This is a genomic window from Aquificaceae bacterium (assembly GCA_037481935.1).
Taxonomy (GTDB): Bacteria; Aquificota; Aquificia; order Aquificales; family Aquificaceae; genus Pampinifervens.
The window spans coordinates 14727-30171 of sequence record JBBFKQ010000009.1; the positions used below are offsets into that span (position 1 = coordinate 14727).

The window sequence follows — 15445 nt, forward strand, 5'->3', positions numbered from 1 at the left end:
GTTATACCTCCAGAAGGTCTTCATTTCTTATAACACCAAGCAGTCTTCTTGCCATAACCCCGGCAGGGGGGAAGAAGCCCTTGGCACTGTGCATGGTGGACAGGGTCATGTAGTCCACATAGGTGGCGTATATCATGGCAAGGAATATGTCCACAAAGAGATACCCCTTTACCTTTATACCAAAGTCCAGAAGCTTTTCCTGAACCTGCTTGTATATGAGCTCAAACTCCTCGTAAGTTTCCCCATACATGCTCCTCTTTGGGGGCTCTTCCTTTAGAAAGACCACCGCACCACTCTCGCTCTCTGGGTCCCATATCCAGCTTGTCCACAGCACATACTGCTCAGGAAAGGTAAAGTGAAGTATCTCACTGGCTATATCCCTTGCAGACTTCCTGTCCACACCCCTTATCTCTTTTACAAACTTCTCCACCCTCTCTTCCCAGCTCTGAGCCTTTCCGTAGAGGAGGTCGCTTATGGCTCTTTTGAGCCTGTCAATGCCCGTTTCTTGGATTATCTTCTGCCTTTTTCTTCTTGCGGGGAATATCTTTTCCAGAATTAGGTCAATGTCCTCCTCTGTAAGGGATGGGAGCCTCTCCTTGCTGAAAGCCTGCTGGAAGAGGAGGGATTTGGCGAGGAGGTCCTTGTAAAATTCCTGAACGAAGTCCTCGCCTTCTCCCAGTATCTTTATCAGGTAGTCCCTGACAAGAAAGTCATCAAGAATGACAGGCTTCTTCATACCATCACCTTTGCACCCAGGAATGCTGCCGCCTCCGCAGCTGCTGCCTCACCTTCGGAGAAGGAAGACTCTATGTCTATGGGACCCTTACAGGCACCTGCTATGAAAATGCCTGGCTTGTTGGATATGATGTTGGAGCCAGACTCTTCAGAGGGTATGAGGAACTGGCTATCAGGGTCCTGGGCAAGCCCCAGAATCTTGGCGACCTTCTTGGTTCCGGGGGATGGCTCCATTCCAAGCACAAGCACCACAAGGTCCATGGGAACCTCTGCAGGTCTCTGAACTATGGTGTCCTCATGCTTTACCCTGAGCCTTCCGTCTGCAGGGCTGTATGTGATTTCCGCAATCCTTCCCCTCACATACCTGACACCAAACTGCTCCTGAGGAGCCCAGTAGAAGGGGTATTCCCATGTGCCGTAGGTTCTCACGTCCATGTAATAACAGAAAACGTCCACATCAGGGTAGTGCTCCCTTATTTCCATACCCTGAAGACCAGACAGTGCACAACCATACCTGCAGCAGTGAACGTTGGTCACACCCAGCTGTCTGTCCCTTGAGCCCACACAGAAAACAAAAGCAACCCTTCTTGGAAGCTGTCCGTTGGAGGGTCTGTAGAGCTTGCCTTCCTGAGAGAACATCCTTTCAAGCTCAAGGTTCGTTATAACATCTGGATACAGCCCGTAGCCGAGCTCACCTTTCCTTCTTGGGTCAAAGTGCTCAAAGCCGGTGGCAACCACTATGGCACCCACCTCATGCTTTTCTCCGTTGGAGAGGGTCACCCTGTATTCTCCGGGCTCGCCTTCGCAGGCGGTCAGCTCCGTGTTGAGAAGAACCTTCACATTGGGGTTTTGCTCCACATCCTTTATGTAAGGACCTATCACCTGGGAGGGTTTTAGCTTTCTGGGGATTAAGGTGTGGTAGTGGTTTTTGATAGGATTCCCACCCAGCTGACTGTCCTTTTCCACCAAGATAGTGGATACTCCGAGCCTTCCCAGAGTTCTGGCCGCCGCGAGTCCTGCAGGACCACCTCCAACTACCAGCACGCTCTTAGCCATGTTAAACCTCCTTTAGTTGTTCTTATGGGGGCAGAGCCCCCAGAGAAAGCTTAGGACTTGAAAAGTGGCATGTTTGCAGTTGCAGAAGCCTTTGGCTTACCTGTGGAAGTCCTGCTGTAAGGCTCATAAAGGTCGTATTCCTTGAAGAATTCCATGAGCTCGTCGTATTTACCGGCCTTTTCCAGGTCTGCTATGTATTTGACGGTGTCTTCCCACTCTTTCCTGAGCTCTCTCCAGTTGGTTATTCCCATTTTCTCAAGGAGTCTCTCGTAATCGGAGCAGTTCCAGTATAGCTGGACTATCTTGAAGGGATGTGCACCGCAGGCGAGGGCTGCAAACATAACGTCAGACATGACTGCCACAGGGTGATACATGCCATGGGCCTTTCCTATCCACTGGTTCTTCTCAAAGGTGGTGGTGCAACCCGTGTCATGGGTCACTATGAGGTCTGCCTTTATCTCCTCTGCGATAACTTTGAGCTTCCTCTGTATGGCAAAGGACCTGGTAAACTCCCTCTCGGTCAGTATGTGCCTGAAGCCAAAGCCACAGCAGTCATACCATGTGGAATAGTCCACCACCTGCGCACCAAGGGCTTTGACAACCGCCGCAGATGCTGCAGGCCTCTGTCCGTTGTAAACCTCCGGGTCATAGGGGTAGTCGTCAGCAATCATCTTGTAGGTGTGGCAGGCGTTGTGGATGGCAACCCTTACGTTGGAAACATCTATGCCCTTTGGCTTACCCTCCTTCTGGTAGAGGTCTGCAATCTTGTATCTCATGGCGTGAACCCATTCGGAGTAGTGGACCACCTCCTGGGGTATAACTATTCTCCCATCCTCTGTGAGCCTTCCGAGCTTTTTCAGGATTGGCTTTACGGCGTCTCTGAGCTCCTTGTTCATTATAAGCTGTTCTCTCGTTTCCTTGTATGAACCAAAAGAGGTTCCGCAATGAATGAGGGGATAGTATCCGGTCTTCCATGCCTGGTGCATATTTCTGAGCCATACCGCCGCAAGGGCAACAGGGTTGGAAGTGCCAGAGCCGTGATAGTTCCATGCGGTGCATGAGGTCTGGTGAGGTTCATTCAGGTAGTCAAGTCCGAACTTGTTCATGAACCAAAAAACAGAGGCAGGATATCCGGGTATGTTTCCGCACTGACCACAGGACTTGTGATGCCAGAGCTTATTGGTAGGGATGGTTTTTATCCTTCCTGTCCTTGTGAAGACCTCTATGGGCTGGTGCTCTTCGGTTATCCTGTGTATGAGTATTTCGCCCTTTGCCTCAAGCTCTTCCATCATCTCAAAGATGTGGTCGTAGTGGGCGCTGTATTCTTTGAGTGGGAAGGGGGGCTGTTCTGGATATCTCAGAAGACCTCCCGGGCTGTTATGTCCAAAGCCATGTTTTGCCATGATTACACCTCCTTAGGTTTTTTCGGGGCATCAACCCCTTTGATTAGCTTACTCTTCTTCCTCATAAAGCTCCTCATACCTTTCCTCGTTTTCCTCCACAATGTCCATTATGACGTTGTAGAGGTTGGGGTCGAGCTTTTCCAGCATTTCAAATATACCCGTCTCTCTCCATATGGTATACATCTCCACTGCCGTCTCAAGGGATACTTCCCATGCGGTCTTTACAGACTTACCCACATCAAAGGGTATGGCAAGCCTTTTGGCTCTGAGGTTTTCCATGTTGTCTGCCATCTTTGGACCCCAGTCGGGGAAGAAGTCGGGCTGGAGCATGTCTGCAGAGAGCTGGTTTCCTGTGGTCATGACTTTGAGAAGCACCCTTCCGTAGGGCTTGAGGAGGTCTTTGGTTGCCTCAAAAGCGTTACGCACCGCCACTTCTCTCATTATTGCTACAAGACCACCTGGGTTGTTCACAAAGGGGCACCTTATCCAGCAGGTAAAGCACTGAGAGCATGCCCAGATGTATTCGTGCATCATATCATACAGGACTTCCACATCCTCTTCCAGAAACCTCTGCACTATTTCTCTGGGAGAGTAATCAAAGAACCTGTTGGAAGGACAGGATGCGGTGCATACGCCACAGTTAAGACAGCCAAAGATGTATTCCTTAAAACGAAAGTCAGACTTTACCTCCTCCACTATACGGACCTTTTCCTCCCAAGGCACTGCCTTGGTTTTCTCCGATATGGGGAGGTTATATCCATAAATATGTCCATCCATGGTAAACCTCCTTAAGGTTTCTTCCTTCTATAAAGGTATTATGCACATGATAAAAGTCAATTAAATTTTGCTTATGTATATATAAGGATAAACTTATGAGTGCATACTCAAAAAAGGGGGAGGTGGAAACAGAATTAAAGGGTGAGAACTGCATACTCGCCGCTCATGAGCTTGTCAAGAAAGGCTGCACCACCTATTATGCCATCGCAGAGTTCCGGGTTCACATCTTCTTTTTTGTATATTTCCGTCAGGTCAAGGGATGGCACGCAAAGGTATATCTTCACACCAGCATCCTTTGCCATCTTTATGAAGTCATAGATGGTCTGTTCCACCCCTGGACGAACCTTTACCTTTTTGGCATTGTCTCTCATAAGCAGAAAGCCAGCTTCTGAGGTTATAACCATCTCAACCTCGTAGTCCATGGTGGTGGCGGCGGTGGCAAGGAAGAAGGGAGCACCCGCCTGTGGGTTTATAAGCTCGCCGGTGGTCGGCTCTGCCCTTTCAAAGAAGGGCACCGTCAGGATGTAGAAGAGCACTTTCTCGTATGCCATATCTATCCTCCTTAGACGAAGATTATCATGGGCTTGTCTGCCTCAAGCACGTAGTTCATGAAGGTGGCAGCGCCTGCGGGTGGCTCAAGACCTTCTATGAGGTCTTCATATTTATATCCAAAAAGCTCCATGGTCATCTGACAGGGTATGAGCTTTACCTCCGCTTCCTTGCAGACCTCTACAAGCTCAGGTATGTCCGCCACACCGTGCTCTTTTATGGTCTTTTTCATCATAAAACTCATGAGGTCTGTCATTCCAGGAATTACGCCCATAATCTGAGGAGGTCCTGGAAATATGGAAGATATGGCATTTGTTACGGGGTTCTGCATGGAGGGAGGGAAAGCCATTGGCATGGCGGGGTTCCCTATGGGTGCAATCTTGAGTTCGTGCATCTTCTTCCTGTGTATGATGTTTAGACCGTAAAAGGTAAAGAATATTGCCGTCTCTATGCCAAGGGAGGCTGCGGTTGAGGCAAGGATAAGGGGTGGGTATGCCATGTCGAGGGTGCCCTTTGTGGCTATTATGGCAAGTCTTTCTGTAACCATATGTTTCCCTCCTTATTTCTTCTTGAGGTAGAAGATTATCTTTCCTCCCTCTTCCACCGTTTCAAGAAGCTGATGTCCCGTTCTGTTGCAGAAGGCTGGTATGTCAGCCTTTGCCCCCGGGTCTGTGGTTATAACTTCAAGTATCTGTCCAGATTGAAGCTCCTCAATAGCCTTTTTTGTTTTGAGAACTGGAAGAGGACAGTTAAGACCAGATGCGTCAAGGGTCTTATCTGGTGTTATGGTTGCCATTTTAAACACCTCCTGTGTAAGATTATCCTCATATTATAAGTCTCGCATAGAGTGTATGCCATTAGTAATTATGATAAAGATTATAAGTTTTCCTTATATCAGTGCGTGAGCCAGAGCACATCAGATATGAGGCATGCTCCTCCAACCTTTTTCAGTAGCGGTCTCAGACTCTCCGCTATCTTCTGTGCCACCTCTTCGGAGCATACTGTAAACACATAGCTGTTTTTGAACACGTCTGTAAGCTCATCGCCTGCCATTATACCCCTTTCTCCCTTTCCCAGGGCATCCTTTATAACCGTATAACCGGAAACTCCTGCCTTCTCCAGCACATCAAGCACCCTGCTAAGGTATATGCTGTCAATCACCACCTCAACCTTTTTCATAGGCTTCATCTTCTTACCCCCATAGATGGTTTATTAGAAAGTAATATAGTGGTATGCCTACTGCTATGTTAAAGGGGAAAGTTATGGCAAGGGACATGGTAACATAAAGGCTGGGGTTTGCCTCGGGCACCGATAGCCTCATGGCGGCGGGAACTGCTATGTAAGAAGCACTTGCACACAGGATGGAAAACATAAAGGCATCCCCCTTTGCCAGACCAAAGGTTTTCGCAAGAAATATTCCCACAAGGGCGTTGAACACAGGAAGAAGCACACCAAAGGCTATGAGGAAAAGCCCAACTTTTCTAATCTCACCAATCCTGCGACCGGCCACTATACCCATATCAAGCAAGAAAAAGGCAAGCATGCCCTTAAACAGGACTCCAAACAGCGGATCCATGGCTTTCCAGCCCTTTTCACCTGTGAGAAAGCCTATAAGAAGGGTTCCCATGAGTATGTAGACAGAGGGGTTGAGAAAGGCTTCTCTCAGAACCTCACCCCAGTTTACCCCCGTGTTGCTGTTTCTTCTGGCAAAGAGAGTAAGAAGCACAAGTCCTATGACTATGGCGGGGGACTCCATAAGGGTCATGGCGGCCACCATGTAGCCACCATAGCTCTGCCCGAGGCTGTTTAGAAAAGAACCAGCGGTAATGAAGGTAACCGCACTTATGGAGCCGTAAGTGGCCGCTATGGCAACGGCGTTGTAAACATCAAGCCTTAGCCTGAGAATGAAAAAGGCGTATACGGGCACTGCAACCGCCATGAACATGGCAAGCAGGAGCACTTTGAGCACTTCAAAGGTTATGCCGCTCTTGGAAAGTTCGTAGCCACCATGAAGACCTATTGCTATAAGAAGATAAAGGGAAAAGAGCTTTGGTAGAGGCTGTGGCACTTCAAGCTCTGTCCTGAGGAGGATGGCACCAAGCCCGAGGAGGAACATGAGAACAGGCGGATTGAGTATGTTCTGCAAAAGCAGTTCAAAACCCATCTTTTACCCTCCAGAAAATTAGTTTTCTATAAGCACCAGAAAGGAGGGCCCGTCGTAGCCTTTGACTTCTATCGGGTTATCTATGTATCCAAAGGAATAGTTTACCGCAACGGGGAAAGGATAGTGCTTTAGCCTAACTATTCCCTTTGCCCTTATTATGTTCTCAGGCAGGCTTTTTAATCTCTTTTCAAGCTCTTCGTAATCCACGGGTTCAATCAGGTTTATAACTCTATGGTGGTGACTGTGCCCATGTTCTGTGGCTATGTTCTTGAGCTCAGGAATCGTATATGCACCTGAGAATACTTCCTCAGGAAGCCTGCCGTATACTGCTCTATAGAGTCTCACCCTTGTGTAGAAGGGTTCTCCCGTAAAAGAGTTAACCGGTCTGTAAAGCCTCCAGATATCCAGCACTTCCCTTTCTATCTCCAATACTCTTTTTTCTTCCACCAGGTCTGTTTTGTTCAGCACTATCACGTTTGAACCGCCTATCTGATACCTTGCAGTGCTATCTTCCCTGTACTTTTCAAAGCTCCAGCAGTCTACAAGGCAAATAACTCCATCCACGCTGCAACCCAGTGCCTGAAGGCTCAGGATTATGGGAAAGGGCACCGCCCCACCAGAGGTCTCCACCAAAAGCAGCTGGGGGTCATACTTTTCTCTTATTTCCTTAATTGCCTTCTCAAACTCAGAATGAAGGGAACAGCATATGCAGCCCTCTGGAAGCTCAAGCACCTCAGAGTATGCATTTTTGAGGACCTTACCGTCCACACCCACCTCACCCAGTTCGTTAACTATGACCGCCACCCTTTTTCCCTGAAAATGCTCCCTCGCTGAATTGACAAGAAGGGTAGTCTTACCACTTCCAAGAAATCCGGTTATTACAAAGGCAGGGAGCATTTTACTCTCCGCCGTATTCCACAGAGTCTATCTCCTCCATGAACTGCTGTATCTGAAAGGTAACAAGACCTGCAAGGTCTTTTACATCCTTCTCCCAATACATGGGGTCAATGTCTATCTCCTTTTCATACACATCGTGCCCCTCTACCACATACTTCACCCTGAGGTAGGGATAGCTCTTGACCTCACAGCCCTGGTCCACTTCATTGGGAAAGCACAGCTCAATGTCAAGGTCGGGGTTTGCCATACTCTTCTTAACTTCTTCCGCAAGAAGGTTAAACTTGTCCTCTAAGTTCATACTCCACCTCCTCAATCTCCGGCGGTTACCATGACCATTTCTATGCAGTTTCTCTTAAGAAGGTCGGAACACACATAAACGCATATGGCACATCCCTTACATCTTGAGTAGTTTACCCATGCCACATGCTTGGAGTCATGATACATGAGAGTGTTGGGTTCTGGACAGAAGAGCACGCACTGTTTGCAGTTATACTTAGCACAGTCCGCTTCCTTTACATCTGCCACATAGTACATACCTGCCTTGCCTCCTTATAGATTAATTTAACCCGTAAGAGCTTCTTCTTCCACCCAGCCCCTTTCCTCCGCTATCTTGAAGGCTTCCCTTATGACCTGCATGTTCTTTTCAAGAAGCTCCATCTTTTTCTTGAACTTCTTCTCTATGGCGCTGTCAAGGGCGGTGGTTCCACCAGAAGCCACAAAGGTATTTCCGAGGAACCTTTCTCTTACTGCCTGCTCAATATGTTCAAAGCCCACGATTCGGGTTATTCCGAAAAAGAGACCTATCATTGCCATATTAGTGGCAAGTTCTGTGCCGGCTATGTCCAGAGCTATCTTTGTTGCGGGGAACATGTAGACCCTTGTGTTCAGGTCGCTCAGTATCTTCCAGTCTTCTTCAGGTATTATATCCACATCTGTGTTTATTATGGCAAGGCCATTTTCCTTAAGTCCTGAATAGAAGGGCATGGTGTAGGACTTTCCATGGGTTATGACCTGGGGATGATAAATCATTATAACATTGGGATAGACCACCTCACCCACCTCATAGATGGGCTGGTCGGAGACCCTCACGTAGGCTTCCACAGGTGCCATTCTCTTTTCAGAGCCAAAGAAGGGAACAAGGGTGGCATATTTGCCAGCCGCAGACATGGCATTACCAAGTATGTGGGCGGAGGTAACCACCCCCTGCCCACCGACGCCTGCTATGCGTATGTTATACCTTTTCATGCTTTAACCTCCTCGGGCTTCCTTTCAATCTCTTCAAAGAACTCCTTAACCTCCTCCGTCATCCATTCATAAAAGCCAAAGTCCTGCTTTTCCCTCTTCCTGGCATCCTCAAGAACCTTCTCAGTGGGTATGGAATACTCTATGTTGCAGGAAGTGTAGGCATGTATGAAGGTAGGCCCAAAGTGCCTTGCGGCGAGGATTGCCCTCCTCACGGTTTTTGCGATTCTCTTGGGATTTGTGGGAGAAAGCTTTGCCACATAGACACAGCCTGCGGTCTTGGCAAGCTCCACTGCGTTTATCTTGTCAAACTGCTTTCCTTTTGGAGCCATCTTGAGCTGAACGCCCTTTGGAGACATACCACTCTCCTGACCTCCCGTGTTTCCATAGACCTCGTTGTCCACCATAATGGTGGTAAACTTCTCCCTTCTGAACCAGGAGTGCATGGTCATACCAAAGCCTATGTCAATCAGTCCTCCATCACCAGCTATGACCACCACATCCTTTTCCTTGTCGGGGAACCTTATACTGAGGGCCCTCTTGAGACCTGAGGCAACCGCATTGGTGTCTCCGTAGTTTCCGTATATGAAGGGGACCGCCGCCTGAGAGAGGGAAAGCCTTGCGCATCCGGCGGTGCCTATGACTATGGTGTCCTCTGGCTTTGGAAGTGCTGCATAGAAGACCCTTATGAAGTAAGCCATGAAGCACCCTGCACACATGGGGTGCTCTTCCACCAACTCCTTGAACTGTCCCAGCTGCTGGACGTCTATCTCTTTTCCAAACTGCCCGTACTGGACCAGGTCCACGTAGTCTTTGGGCATATATTTCTCAAAGCCTGGTGAAATTCTTACATACTCCAGACCCATCTTTACACCTCCTTGAAGTTTTTATACAACAACCTTCTTTTCCTTCTTTATACCAAGGGCCTGATAGATCTTTTCCATTATGAGCTCCACCGGCAGCGTCATACCACCGTAGACCCTTGGTCCGCCTATCACGCTGTCACTGTTGGGAATGGCAGCCTTTACCTCCTTGGCAAGCCATCCCACTATGTTGTGCTCTGGCACTATTATAGCCTTTGCCTTTGAAAGCACCTGTCTTATCTCCTTCTCCGGGAAGGGTCTTATGGACTTGACCTTTACAAGACCCACATTGAGACCCTCAAGCTGGGCATAACGCACCGCTTCCCTTCCCTGAGCGGCAGCACAACCGGAGGCAACCACAAAGACCTCTGCGTCCGGGTTTATCACCTCTATGGGTCCTCCAAGGTATTTGTATATATATTTCATAGCCCTTATGTTGGAAGCCCATATCTCCTGCTGCCAGACCGCATGTATAAGATAGCTCATGAAGTTGGACTTCTGGACTGGAGCATCCCTCTGTATCCTTGCTGGTGGTATCTCACAGTCTGTGGGAGGCACTGGTGCCTTGTAGGGGTCTCTGGGGGGCAGTTTCATGTCCTCGGGGGTCATGTTCACGTAGCCTTTGGCGTGGGTGACAAAGAAGCCCTCGGTGCAGACGGCTATAGGTATGTAAACATCAACCATCTCAGATATGATAAAGCTGGCAAGGGTGAAATCAAAAACATCCTGCTGATTTTCTGCGTGCAGGACAACCATACCGCAGTTGAGAAGGTAAGAAATCTCCACATTGTCAGGCTGTATGGAAAGAGGAGCGTTTACAACCCTTGTAAGAACACCAAGCACCGCAGGTATCCTGTGACCGGGCCAGGAAGCTATGGCTTCAAGACCCCTGAGAAGTCCGGGACCGGATGTGGCGGAAAATGCCCTTGCACCACCCCTCACTGCACCCGCTATGGCGGACATGGCACCGTATTCTTCCTCAGCCCTGTAGTAGTCCTTTATGTATCCCTGTGCCCATATATCACCCACAAGGTGCATGACCTCAGACTGGGGGGTGATTGGGTATGCTATGGCAACATCCACGTTGGCACGCTTGACTGCCTCAGCCATCGCCTGGGCACCGGTGATGAACTTTCTTTCTCTCGGTGCCTCTAAAAGAAGGTAATCTGCATCTACAACTCTCTGTTCTGGCATGACACTACCTCCGTTTTTATTCGCTTTCTGTCACATGCTCTCCCCTTCTGGGGATTAAAAGGTAAGAATACTCTCCATAATCCAGAACGGAAAGGGTTTGGTATTCTTCCTTTGGAAGTGAGGGGTTTTCTGGAGGGAGCTTTGGCTCCCACTTTATACCAAGCTCTTCTCTTACCTTAACAAGCACATCTCTGAATCGCCTTATTTCATCTGCATGCTGGTCCCTGAGAGAAACCATGGCATCCTCATGCCCCATCTCTGCACACAGGGCTATGGTAAAGCAGTTTGTCCCAGCCCTTATCATCCTGAGAGAAAGGTTTGCGTAATGGCAGTGGACGCCTACAAATATACAGGCTTCTATCTTGTTGTGAAGTATGGTTAGGTTTGGATGGTTGGGGTTTATCTCGGCCTCGGGGTCTATCTTGGGATACTTTGGTCTATAGTCGGGCATGGGTATTATCCTGCAGTTGGGTATTTCCATAGATAGCTCAAGAACAGCCTTTGCCTTTTCCATGGCTCCGGCGTTCCAGCCCCAGAGAACCAGAGGGCCAGGGAATATGGTGGGGTTTCTCCTTGTGAGCATTGCCTTTGCAGCCTCTCTCATGGCAGTCTCTTCATCCACTATCTTTCCGTAGAGCAGTGCTTTTCCTGGTGGTGGAAGTTCGACACCTTCAAAGGCTGCAGGGGTTGGTATATAGCCAGCGGGTCCTGGCAAAACTTCCATCGGCATGCCTTACCTCCTTATGAATGGGTTATCAAAAAATTAGCATGAGCTTAAAAGCTGTCAAGGGGAATTTATATGATAATAATCATAGCTTTTTCCTCCTCCCCTCATCTCCACGCTCCTTCTCTTTCTCTTCCAGCTCTCTTATCCTTTTATCTCTGAGTTCTTCATATTTTGGACCAACTTTCCTGTAAACTCTGTCCGCTATGAAGATTATTATAAGGAGAAGGGGTAGACCTACAAGGAGCATCAGGAGCAGGAGCTTCCCCAAGAAAAGGAACAGGTTTATCAGGTTTTCCATGTCAGACCACCAGATTGAGAAGTTTGTTCTTTATGTATATCACCTTTTTGACCTCTTTACCATCGAGCCACTGGCTCACTCTCGGGTCTCTGAGAGCAAGCTCTTTCACTGCCGACTCTTCTGCGTTTAACGGCACCCTTACCACTGCCCTCAACTTTCCGTTTACCTGCACCGGAATCTCTATTTCTTCAAGTATAAGGGCCTTCTCGTCTGGCTGTGGAAAGGGGTAAAAGGCCATGAGCCTGTCGTAGCCTAGCCTCTGCCATAGCTCCTCGCATATGTGAGGAGTTATGGGATATAGCATGAAAAGGATAATCTCAAAGGACTCTCTGAGCACCTTGTAGTCCAGACCTTCAGAGGGTTGAAAGTCCTGAAGCACATTCAGAAGCTCCATTATGCTGGCTATGGATGTGTTGAAGGAAAGGTCTTCCATGCTTGAAAGGTATTTCTTGAGAGTCTGGTGGGTCCTGTGTCTTATATCCTTACTTTTTCCCGCAAGGCTCACAAAGTCCTCTCTGCTATACCCAGCTTCTCTCATACCTTCAAGGTGCTGGTGAAAGAGGTTCCAGAGCCTTCTCAGAAACCTGTAGGCACCCTGCACTCCCTCCTCCGTCCATTCAAAGTCCTTTTCCACGGGTCCAGCGAAGAGTATGTAGAGCCTCACCGTGTCTGCTCCGTATTTCTGCACTGCCTCCTCCGGGTCAACGGTATTTCCCTTTGACTTGGACATCTTGGCAGGCTCTCCAATCTCCTGCTCCACAGCCTTCACATAGTCCTCTCTACGCAATCCCAGTGCATCCAGAAGTAGCTGGAAGTTGTCCCCTATGGATATGTTCTTCTGCCTGAGAAAGTCCATAACCTTCATAGAATAATATTAGCATCCCAGGACCGGGAAAGTTATATGGTCTATAATAAACCTATCAGGAGGTTGACATGTTTGAAGGCTTTGAGGAGCTCACAGACAGAGATTTCTATGAAAAGGCAATGGCGGGAGAAAAACCTGCGGTGGTGCTTCTTACAGTGCCAGATAATCCGCAGAATCAGGCCTTTTACGAAAGACTTTTAAAGTTTCAGAAGCTTTACGGGGATAAGATAAACTTTTACTGGCTTGACGTGAGCAAGCACACAAGCGCGGAAGACCTTGGCGTCTTCAGCTTTCCTGCAGTTCTCTACTTCAGGGACACCATGGAGCTGGATAGGCACGACTACACTCCAGAGGAAGAGGATGTGGAAAGGGCAATAAGGAGACTTCTGAGGCTATGAAAATACTCTGGGCTCCCTGGAGAAGCCACTATGTGGAAAAGGTGGATGAGCAGGAGGGATGCTTCCTATGTCAGGCAGCCTCACAGAAGGAAGAAAAGCTGAGAGACTACCTTGTGCTATATAGGGGCACCCGGTCCTTTGTTATATTCAACAAGTATCCCTATAACGCGGGGCATCTCATGATAGCACCTATTGAGCATATAGGTGATTACCTGCTTCTCGATGAGGATACATCTCTTGAGATTCACAGGCTTACCAGAGTATGCCTTATGGCACTCAGGGAGGTGATAAAGCCTCAGGGCTTTAACGTAGGCTACAATCTGGGAAGGGCTGGAGGCGCAGGGCTGGAAACTCACATACACCTGCACATAGTTCCCAGATGGAGCGGTGATACCAACTTTATGGCTTCTGTGGGTGGAGTAAAGGTTATATCTCAGGACCTTTACGAGCTCTACGACAGGATAAAACCCGTCTTTGAAAGGCTGATAAATGCTTGAAGTAAAAAATCTGAACCTGTGGTATGGGGAGAATCATGTTCTGAAGGGTATCAGCTTTGAAGTTAAGGAGGGGGAAGTGCTGTGTATTGTAGGTGAATCTGGGTCTGGGAAAACCACCATACTCTATTCTATAATGGGACTTCTACCAGAGGGGGCCAGGCTCCAGGGTTCAATAAAATTCAGAGGAAAGGAGCTCCTAGGACTGTCCGAGAGGGAATACAGAAGGATAAGAGGAAGACACATATCCATAGTCTTTCAGGAGCCCTCCGTTTACCTTGACCCACTCTTTAAGGTGGGGCTTCAGGTGGAGGAGGCCTATGTAGCCCACTTTGGAAAGTGGGGTGCAAAAGAGAAAGCCCTTGAAGCCCTCAGAAAGGCTGGTATAAAAGATGCAGAAAGAGTATACCAGAGCTATCCACATCATCTCTCTGGAGGGCTAAAGCAGAGGGTGTGCATAGCCATAGCCACCCTTTGCAACCCCGAGCTTGTGCTTGCTGATGAGCCAACCACTGCCCTTGATGTTTCAGTGCAGAGCAGAATACTCAGGCTTTTCAGGGATATGAAGGAGGAGGGCAGGAGTGTAATACTGGTAACTCACGATTTTGGCGTTGTGGCAGAAGTGGCAGACAGGGTTATGGTGTTAAAGGACGGTGTTGTGGTGGAGGAAGGAGATGTCTGGAACATCTTTGACAATCCAAAACATCCATATACAATGGAGCTCCTGAGGGCTATTTAGAGGAAAGGAACTTTTCAAGACCCTGCAGTATCTTTTCTGGAGAGACTTCGTAGGCATTCTTCTGCAGCTGAGACCTTATACTTTCCACTTTTTTGCTCAGGTCTTCGTAGTTCACCGCTTCACCACCAGTAAGCCTCTGAGATATTTCAACGCTGATGCCCTGATTGTTTTCCTCTTTCTCCTGAACCTGCCTCTTTTTCCTCTCCTCAAGCTCCGTTACATTGCCAAGTATTCTCTGAATCTCTACCCTGTCAATCATGAGTATATTATCGGAAAAATTCAGAGTTTTTTCAACATTACCTCCTCACCAGTGTGAACCCCAAGCCTTTCCCTGAGATTATCCATAGGCAAGAATATCTCCATGAGGCGAAAGCTACCGCATACTAAGGCGGGTTTTCCCATCTCAGCCTCAAGGAAGTAAGAAACCACCCTTAACCTCTCGCCCCTGAAGTAGCCCTCCACATACCTGCCGCAGGGAATGTTGGTTATAGCGTTGCCAAAGCTGTCAAAATAAACTATACTTCCGAGGATTTCATCCCCTCTGTCCTCGGGTTCTTGCCACTGCAGTTTAAACCTGTAATCTGTAGGGCTTCCCACCTCTTCTGGAGCTACGCCTCTGCTTAGCCAAGCAGCCACTGGTGCAAACACATCTCTACCGTGAAAGGTCTCGTTTATCCTTGGAAGGGTGAACTTCTCAATCCTGAAAGCCCTTGGTGTTTCCCCTATGCTTCTGAGGGCCAGGTCAAAAAGCCCGTTGTATGGTCCAACAAAGGTATAGCTCCCAGACACAACCACAAGGGGAAGCCTCTCAGAGCCGACGCCCGGGTCTACAACACACAGAAAAATCGTCCCAGCCGGAAAGTAGGAAAAGTGAGCTTTCAGAAGCAGGGCACCGTGGAGTATGTTAAAAGGCTCTACCTGATGGCTCAGGTCAACGAGCTGAACCTCGGGGTTTATACTCAATATTACCCCCTTCATGGCTCCCACAAAGCCATCTTTAAGGCCAAAGTCCGTCAGCATTGCCACAGGACCCTTCATAGCCTA

At 48.5% G+C, this 15445-nt stretch carries 23 protein-coding genes; 3 read left to right on the top strand and 20 right to left on the bottom strand.

The genetic code is table 11. From position 1 onward, the window contains the following. Position 1: 1 nt before the first annotated feature. From WHS43_08155 to WHS43_08240, 18 genes are all read right to left on the bottom strand, one after another. A complete protein-coding gene (locus WHS43_08155) occupies positions 2-736 on the bottom strand; it encodes a hypothetical protein (GenBank protein ID MEJ5339609.1) in 735 nt (244 codons plus the stop codon). Then, positions 733-1791 (bottom strand): FAD-dependent oxidoreductase, encoded by a 1059-nt coding sequence (locus WHS43_08160; protein ID MEJ5339610.1) that lies wholly within the window; start codon positions 1789-1791, stop codon positions 733-735. The genes WHS43_08155 and WHS43_08160 overlap by 4 nt, the downstream gene beginning before the upstream one ends. A 50-nt stretch (positions 1792-1841) precedes the next feature. Continuing rightward, positions 1842-3194 carry a heterodisulfide reductase-related iron-sulfur binding cluster gene (locus WHS43_08165; GenBank protein MEJ5339611.1) on the bottom strand — a complete coding sequence of 451 codons (1353 nt, stop codon included), beginning with the start codon at positions 3192-3194 and terminating at the stop codon, positions 1842-1844. A gap of 48 nt (positions 3195-3242) precedes the next feature. After that, the gene (locus WHS43_08170; GenBank protein ID MEJ5339612.1) at positions 3243-3971 is read right to left on the bottom strand and encodes a 4Fe-4S dicluster domain-containing protein; all 729 of its coding nucleotides are present in this window, start codon (positions 3969-3971) and stop codon (positions 3243-3245) included. A gap of 134 nt (positions 3972-4105) precedes the next feature. Beyond that, positions 4106-4522: a DsrE family protein gene (locus tag WHS43_08175; protein MEJ5339613.1), complete on the bottom strand. Its 417-nt coding sequence runs from the start codon at positions 4520-4522 to the stop codon at positions 4106-4108. Between the two features lie 11 nt (positions 4523-4533). Then, the gene (locus tag WHS43_08180; GenBank protein MEJ5339614.1) at positions 4534-5067 is read right to left on the bottom strand and encodes a DsrE/DsrF/DrsH-like family protein; all 534 of its coding nucleotides are present in this window, start codon (positions 5065-5067) and stop codon (positions 4534-4536) included. Positions 5068-5079: 12 nt separating this feature from the next. Further along, positions 5080-5316, bottom strand: coding sequence for a sulfurtransferase TusA family protein (locus WHS43_08185; GenBank protein ID MEJ5339615.1), 237 nt, complete (start codon positions 5314-5316; stop codon positions 5080-5082). A gap of 98 nt (positions 5317-5414) precedes the next feature. Beyond that, a complete protein-coding gene (locus tag WHS43_08190; GenBank protein MEJ5339616.1) occupies positions 5415-5699 on the bottom strand; it encodes a P-II family nitrogen regulator in 285 nt (94 codons plus the stop codon). Between the two features lie 13 nt (positions 5700-5712). After that, the gene (locus WHS43_08195) at positions 5713-6684 is read right to left on the bottom strand and encodes a sodium-dependent bicarbonate transport family permease (GenBank protein ID MEJ5339617.1); all 972 of its coding nucleotides are present in this window, start codon (positions 6682-6684) and stop codon (positions 5713-5715) included. 18 nt (positions 6685-6702) lie between these two features. Then, positions 6703-7581, bottom strand: a complete 879-nt coding sequence (locus WHS43_08200; GenBank protein MEJ5339618.1) for a GTP-binding protein — start codon at positions 7579-7581, stop codon at positions 6703-6705. Between the two features lies 1 nt (position 7582). Further along, positions 7583-7879 (bottom strand): hypothetical protein, encoded by a 297-nt coding sequence (locus WHS43_08205; protein ID MEJ5339619.1) that lies wholly within the window; start codon positions 7877-7879, stop codon positions 7583-7585. A gap of 11 nt (positions 7880-7890) precedes the next feature. Continuing rightward, positions 7891-8115 (bottom strand): ferredoxin oxidoreductase, encoded by a 225-nt coding sequence (locus WHS43_08210; GenBank protein ID MEJ5339620.1) that lies wholly within the window; start codon positions 8113-8115, stop codon positions 7891-7893. A gap of 27 nt (positions 8116-8142) precedes the next feature. Next, positions 8143-8826: a 2-oxoacid:acceptor oxidoreductase family protein gene (locus WHS43_08215; GenBank protein ID MEJ5339621.1), complete on the bottom strand. Its 684-nt coding sequence runs from the start codon at positions 8824-8826 to the stop codon at positions 8143-8145. Beyond that, positions 8823-9689 carry a thiamine pyrophosphate-dependent enzyme gene (locus tag WHS43_08220; GenBank protein ID MEJ5339622.1) on the bottom strand — a complete coding sequence of 289 codons (867 nt, stop codon included), beginning with the start codon at positions 9687-9689 and terminating at the stop codon, positions 8823-8825. The genes WHS43_08215 and WHS43_08220 overlap by 4 nt, the downstream gene beginning before the upstream one ends. Positions 9690-9710: 21 nt before the next feature. Continuing rightward, on the bottom strand, positions 9711-10880 hold the full coding sequence (locus WHS43_08225; protein ID MEJ5339623.1) for a transketolase C-terminal domain-containing protein: 1170 nt from the start codon (positions 10878-10880) through the stop codon (positions 9711-9713). A 16-nt stretch (positions 10881-10896) separates the two neighbouring features. Next, positions 10897-11610, bottom strand: a complete 714-nt coding sequence (locus WHS43_08230; GenBank protein ID MEJ5339624.1) for a carbon monoxide dehydrogenase beta subunit family protein — start codon at positions 11608-11610, stop codon at positions 10897-10899. 79 nt (positions 11611-11689) lie between these two features. Next, entirely contained in the window at positions 11690-11905 is a 216-nt protein-coding gene (locus WHS43_08235; protein MEJ5339625.1) for a hypothetical protein, read from the bottom strand. A gap of 1 nt (position 11906) precedes the next feature. Next, positions 11907-12770: a class I tRNA ligase family protein gene (locus WHS43_08240; protein MEJ5339626.1), complete on the bottom strand. Its 864-nt coding sequence runs from the start codon at positions 12768-12770 to the stop codon at positions 11907-11909. 68 nt (positions 12771-12838) lie between these two features. Between WHS43_08240 and WHS43_08245 the strand changes: the two genes are divergently transcribed. From WHS43_08245 to WHS43_08255, 3 genes are read left to right on the top strand one after another with little or no spacing between them, the layout of a single operon-like run. Beyond that, on the top strand, positions 12839-13168 hold the full coding sequence (locus WHS43_08245) for a thioredoxin (protein ID MEJ5339627.1): 330 nt from the start codon (positions 12839-12841) through the stop codon (positions 13166-13168). Next, positions 13165-13665: an HIT domain-containing protein gene (locus tag WHS43_08250; protein ID MEJ5339628.1), complete on the top strand. Its 501-nt coding sequence runs from the start codon at positions 13165-13167 to the stop codon at positions 13663-13665. Before WHS43_08245 ends, WHS43_08250 begins: the two co-directional genes overlap by 4 nt. Then, positions 13658-14401 (top strand): ABC transporter ATP-binding protein, encoded by a 744-nt coding sequence (locus WHS43_08255; protein ID MEJ5339629.1) that lies wholly within the window; start codon positions 13658-13660, stop codon positions 14399-14401. Before WHS43_08250 ends, WHS43_08255 begins: the two co-directional genes overlap by 8 nt. Here WHS43_08255 and WHS43_08260 read toward each other — a convergent pair. Beyond that, complete coding sequence (locus tag WHS43_08260) at positions 14394-14660, bottom strand: hypothetical protein (protein MEJ5339630.1); 267 nt, start codon at positions 14658-14660, stop codon at positions 14394-14396. The genes WHS43_08255 and WHS43_08260 overlap by 8 nt on opposite strands. A gap of 20 nt (positions 14661-14680) precedes the next feature. Then, the gene (locus tag WHS43_08265; GenBank protein MEJ5339631.1) at positions 14681-15421 is read right to left on the bottom strand and encodes an SAM-dependent chlorinase/fluorinase; all 741 of its coding nucleotides are present in this window, start codon (positions 15419-15421) and stop codon (positions 14681-14683) included. Positions 15422-15445 lie beyond the last annotated feature (24 nt).

Bases quoted from the DNA above. Each gene is read 5' to 3' on its own strand.
- WHS43_08155 (MEJ5339609.1), bottom strand. From the start codon at position 736: ATGAAGAAGCCTGTCATTCTTGATGACTTTCTTGTCAGGGACTACCTG.
- WHS43_08160 (MEJ5339610.1), bottom strand. From the start codon at position 1,791: ATGGCTAAGAGCGTGCTGGTAGTTGGAGGTGGTCCTGCAGGACTCGCG.
- WHS43_08165 (MEJ5339611.1), bottom strand. From the start codon at position 3,194: ATGGCAAAACATGGCTTTGGACATAACAGCCCGGGAGGTCTTCTGAGA.
- WHS43_08170 (MEJ5339612.1), bottom strand. From the start codon at position 3,971: ATGGATGGACATATTTATGGATATAACCTCCCCATATCGGAGAAAACC.
- WHS43_08175 (MEJ5339613.1), bottom strand. From the start codon at position 4,522: ATGGCATACGAGAAAGTGCTCTTCTACATCCTGACGGTGCCCTTCTTT.
- WHS43_08180 (MEJ5339614.1), bottom strand. From the start codon at position 5,067: ATGGTTACAGAAAGACTTGCCATAATAGCCACAAAGGGCACCCTCGAC.
- WHS43_08185 (MEJ5339615.1), bottom strand. From the start codon at position 5,316: ATGGCAACCATAACACCAGATAAGACCCTTGACGCATCTGGTCTTAAC.
- WHS43_08190 (MEJ5339616.1), bottom strand. From the start codon at position 5,699: ATGAAAAAGGTTGAGGTGGTGATTGACAGCATATACCTTAGCAGGGTG.
- WHS43_08195 (MEJ5339617.1), bottom strand. From the start codon at position 6,684: ATGGGTTTTGAACTGCTTTTGCAGAACATACTCAATCCGCCTGTTCTC.
- WHS43_08200 (MEJ5339618.1), bottom strand. From the start codon at position 7,581: ATGCTCCCTGCCTTTGTAATAACCGGATTTCTTGGAAGTGGTAAGACT.
- WHS43_08205 (MEJ5339619.1), bottom strand. From the start codon at position 7,879: ATGAACTTAGAGGACAAGTTTAACCTTCTTGCGGAAGAAGTTAAGAAG.
- WHS43_08210 (MEJ5339620.1), bottom strand. From the start codon at position 8,115: ATGTACTATGTGGCAGATGTAAAGGAAGCGGACTGTGCTAAGTATAAC.
- WHS43_08215 (MEJ5339621.1), bottom strand. From the start codon at position 8,826: ATGAAAAGGTATAACATACGCATAGCAGGCGTCGGTGGGCAGGGGGTG.
- WHS43_08220 (MEJ5339622.1), bottom strand. From the start codon at position 9,689: ATGGGTCTGGAGTATGTAAGAATTTCACCAGGCTTTGAGAAATATATG.
- WHS43_08225 (MEJ5339623.1), bottom strand. From the start codon at position 10,880: ATGCCAGAACAGAGAGTTGTAGATGCAGATTACCTTCTTTTAGAGGCA.
- WHS43_08230 (MEJ5339624.1), bottom strand. From the start codon at position 11,610: ATGCCGATGGAAGTTTTGCCAGGACCCGCTGGCTATATACCAACCCCT.
- WHS43_08235 (MEJ5339625.1), bottom strand. From the start codon at position 11,905: ATGGAAAACCTGATAAACCTGTTCCTTTTCTTGGGGAAGCTCCTGCTC.
- WHS43_08240 (MEJ5339626.1), bottom strand. From the start codon at position 12,770: ATGAAGGTTATGGACTTTCTCAGGCAGAAGAACATATCCATAGGGGAC.
- WHS43_08245 (MEJ5339627.1), top strand. From the start codon at position 12,839: ATGTTTGAAGGCTTTGAGGAGCTCACAGACAGAGATTTCTATGAAAAG.
- WHS43_08250 (MEJ5339628.1), top strand. From the start codon at position 13,165: ATGAAAATACTCTGGGCTCCCTGGAGAAGCCACTATGTGGAAAAGGTG.
- WHS43_08255 (MEJ5339629.1), top strand. From the start codon at position 13,658: ATGCTTGAAGTAAAAAATCTGAACCTGTGGTATGGGGAGAATCATGTT.
- WHS43_08260 (MEJ5339630.1), bottom strand. From the start codon at position 14,660: ATGATTGACAGGGTAGAGATTCAGAGAATACTTGGCAATGTAACGGAG.
- WHS43_08265 (MEJ5339631.1), bottom strand. From the start codon at position 15,421: ATGCTGACGGACTTTGGCCTTAAAGATGGCTTTGTGGGAGCCATGAAG.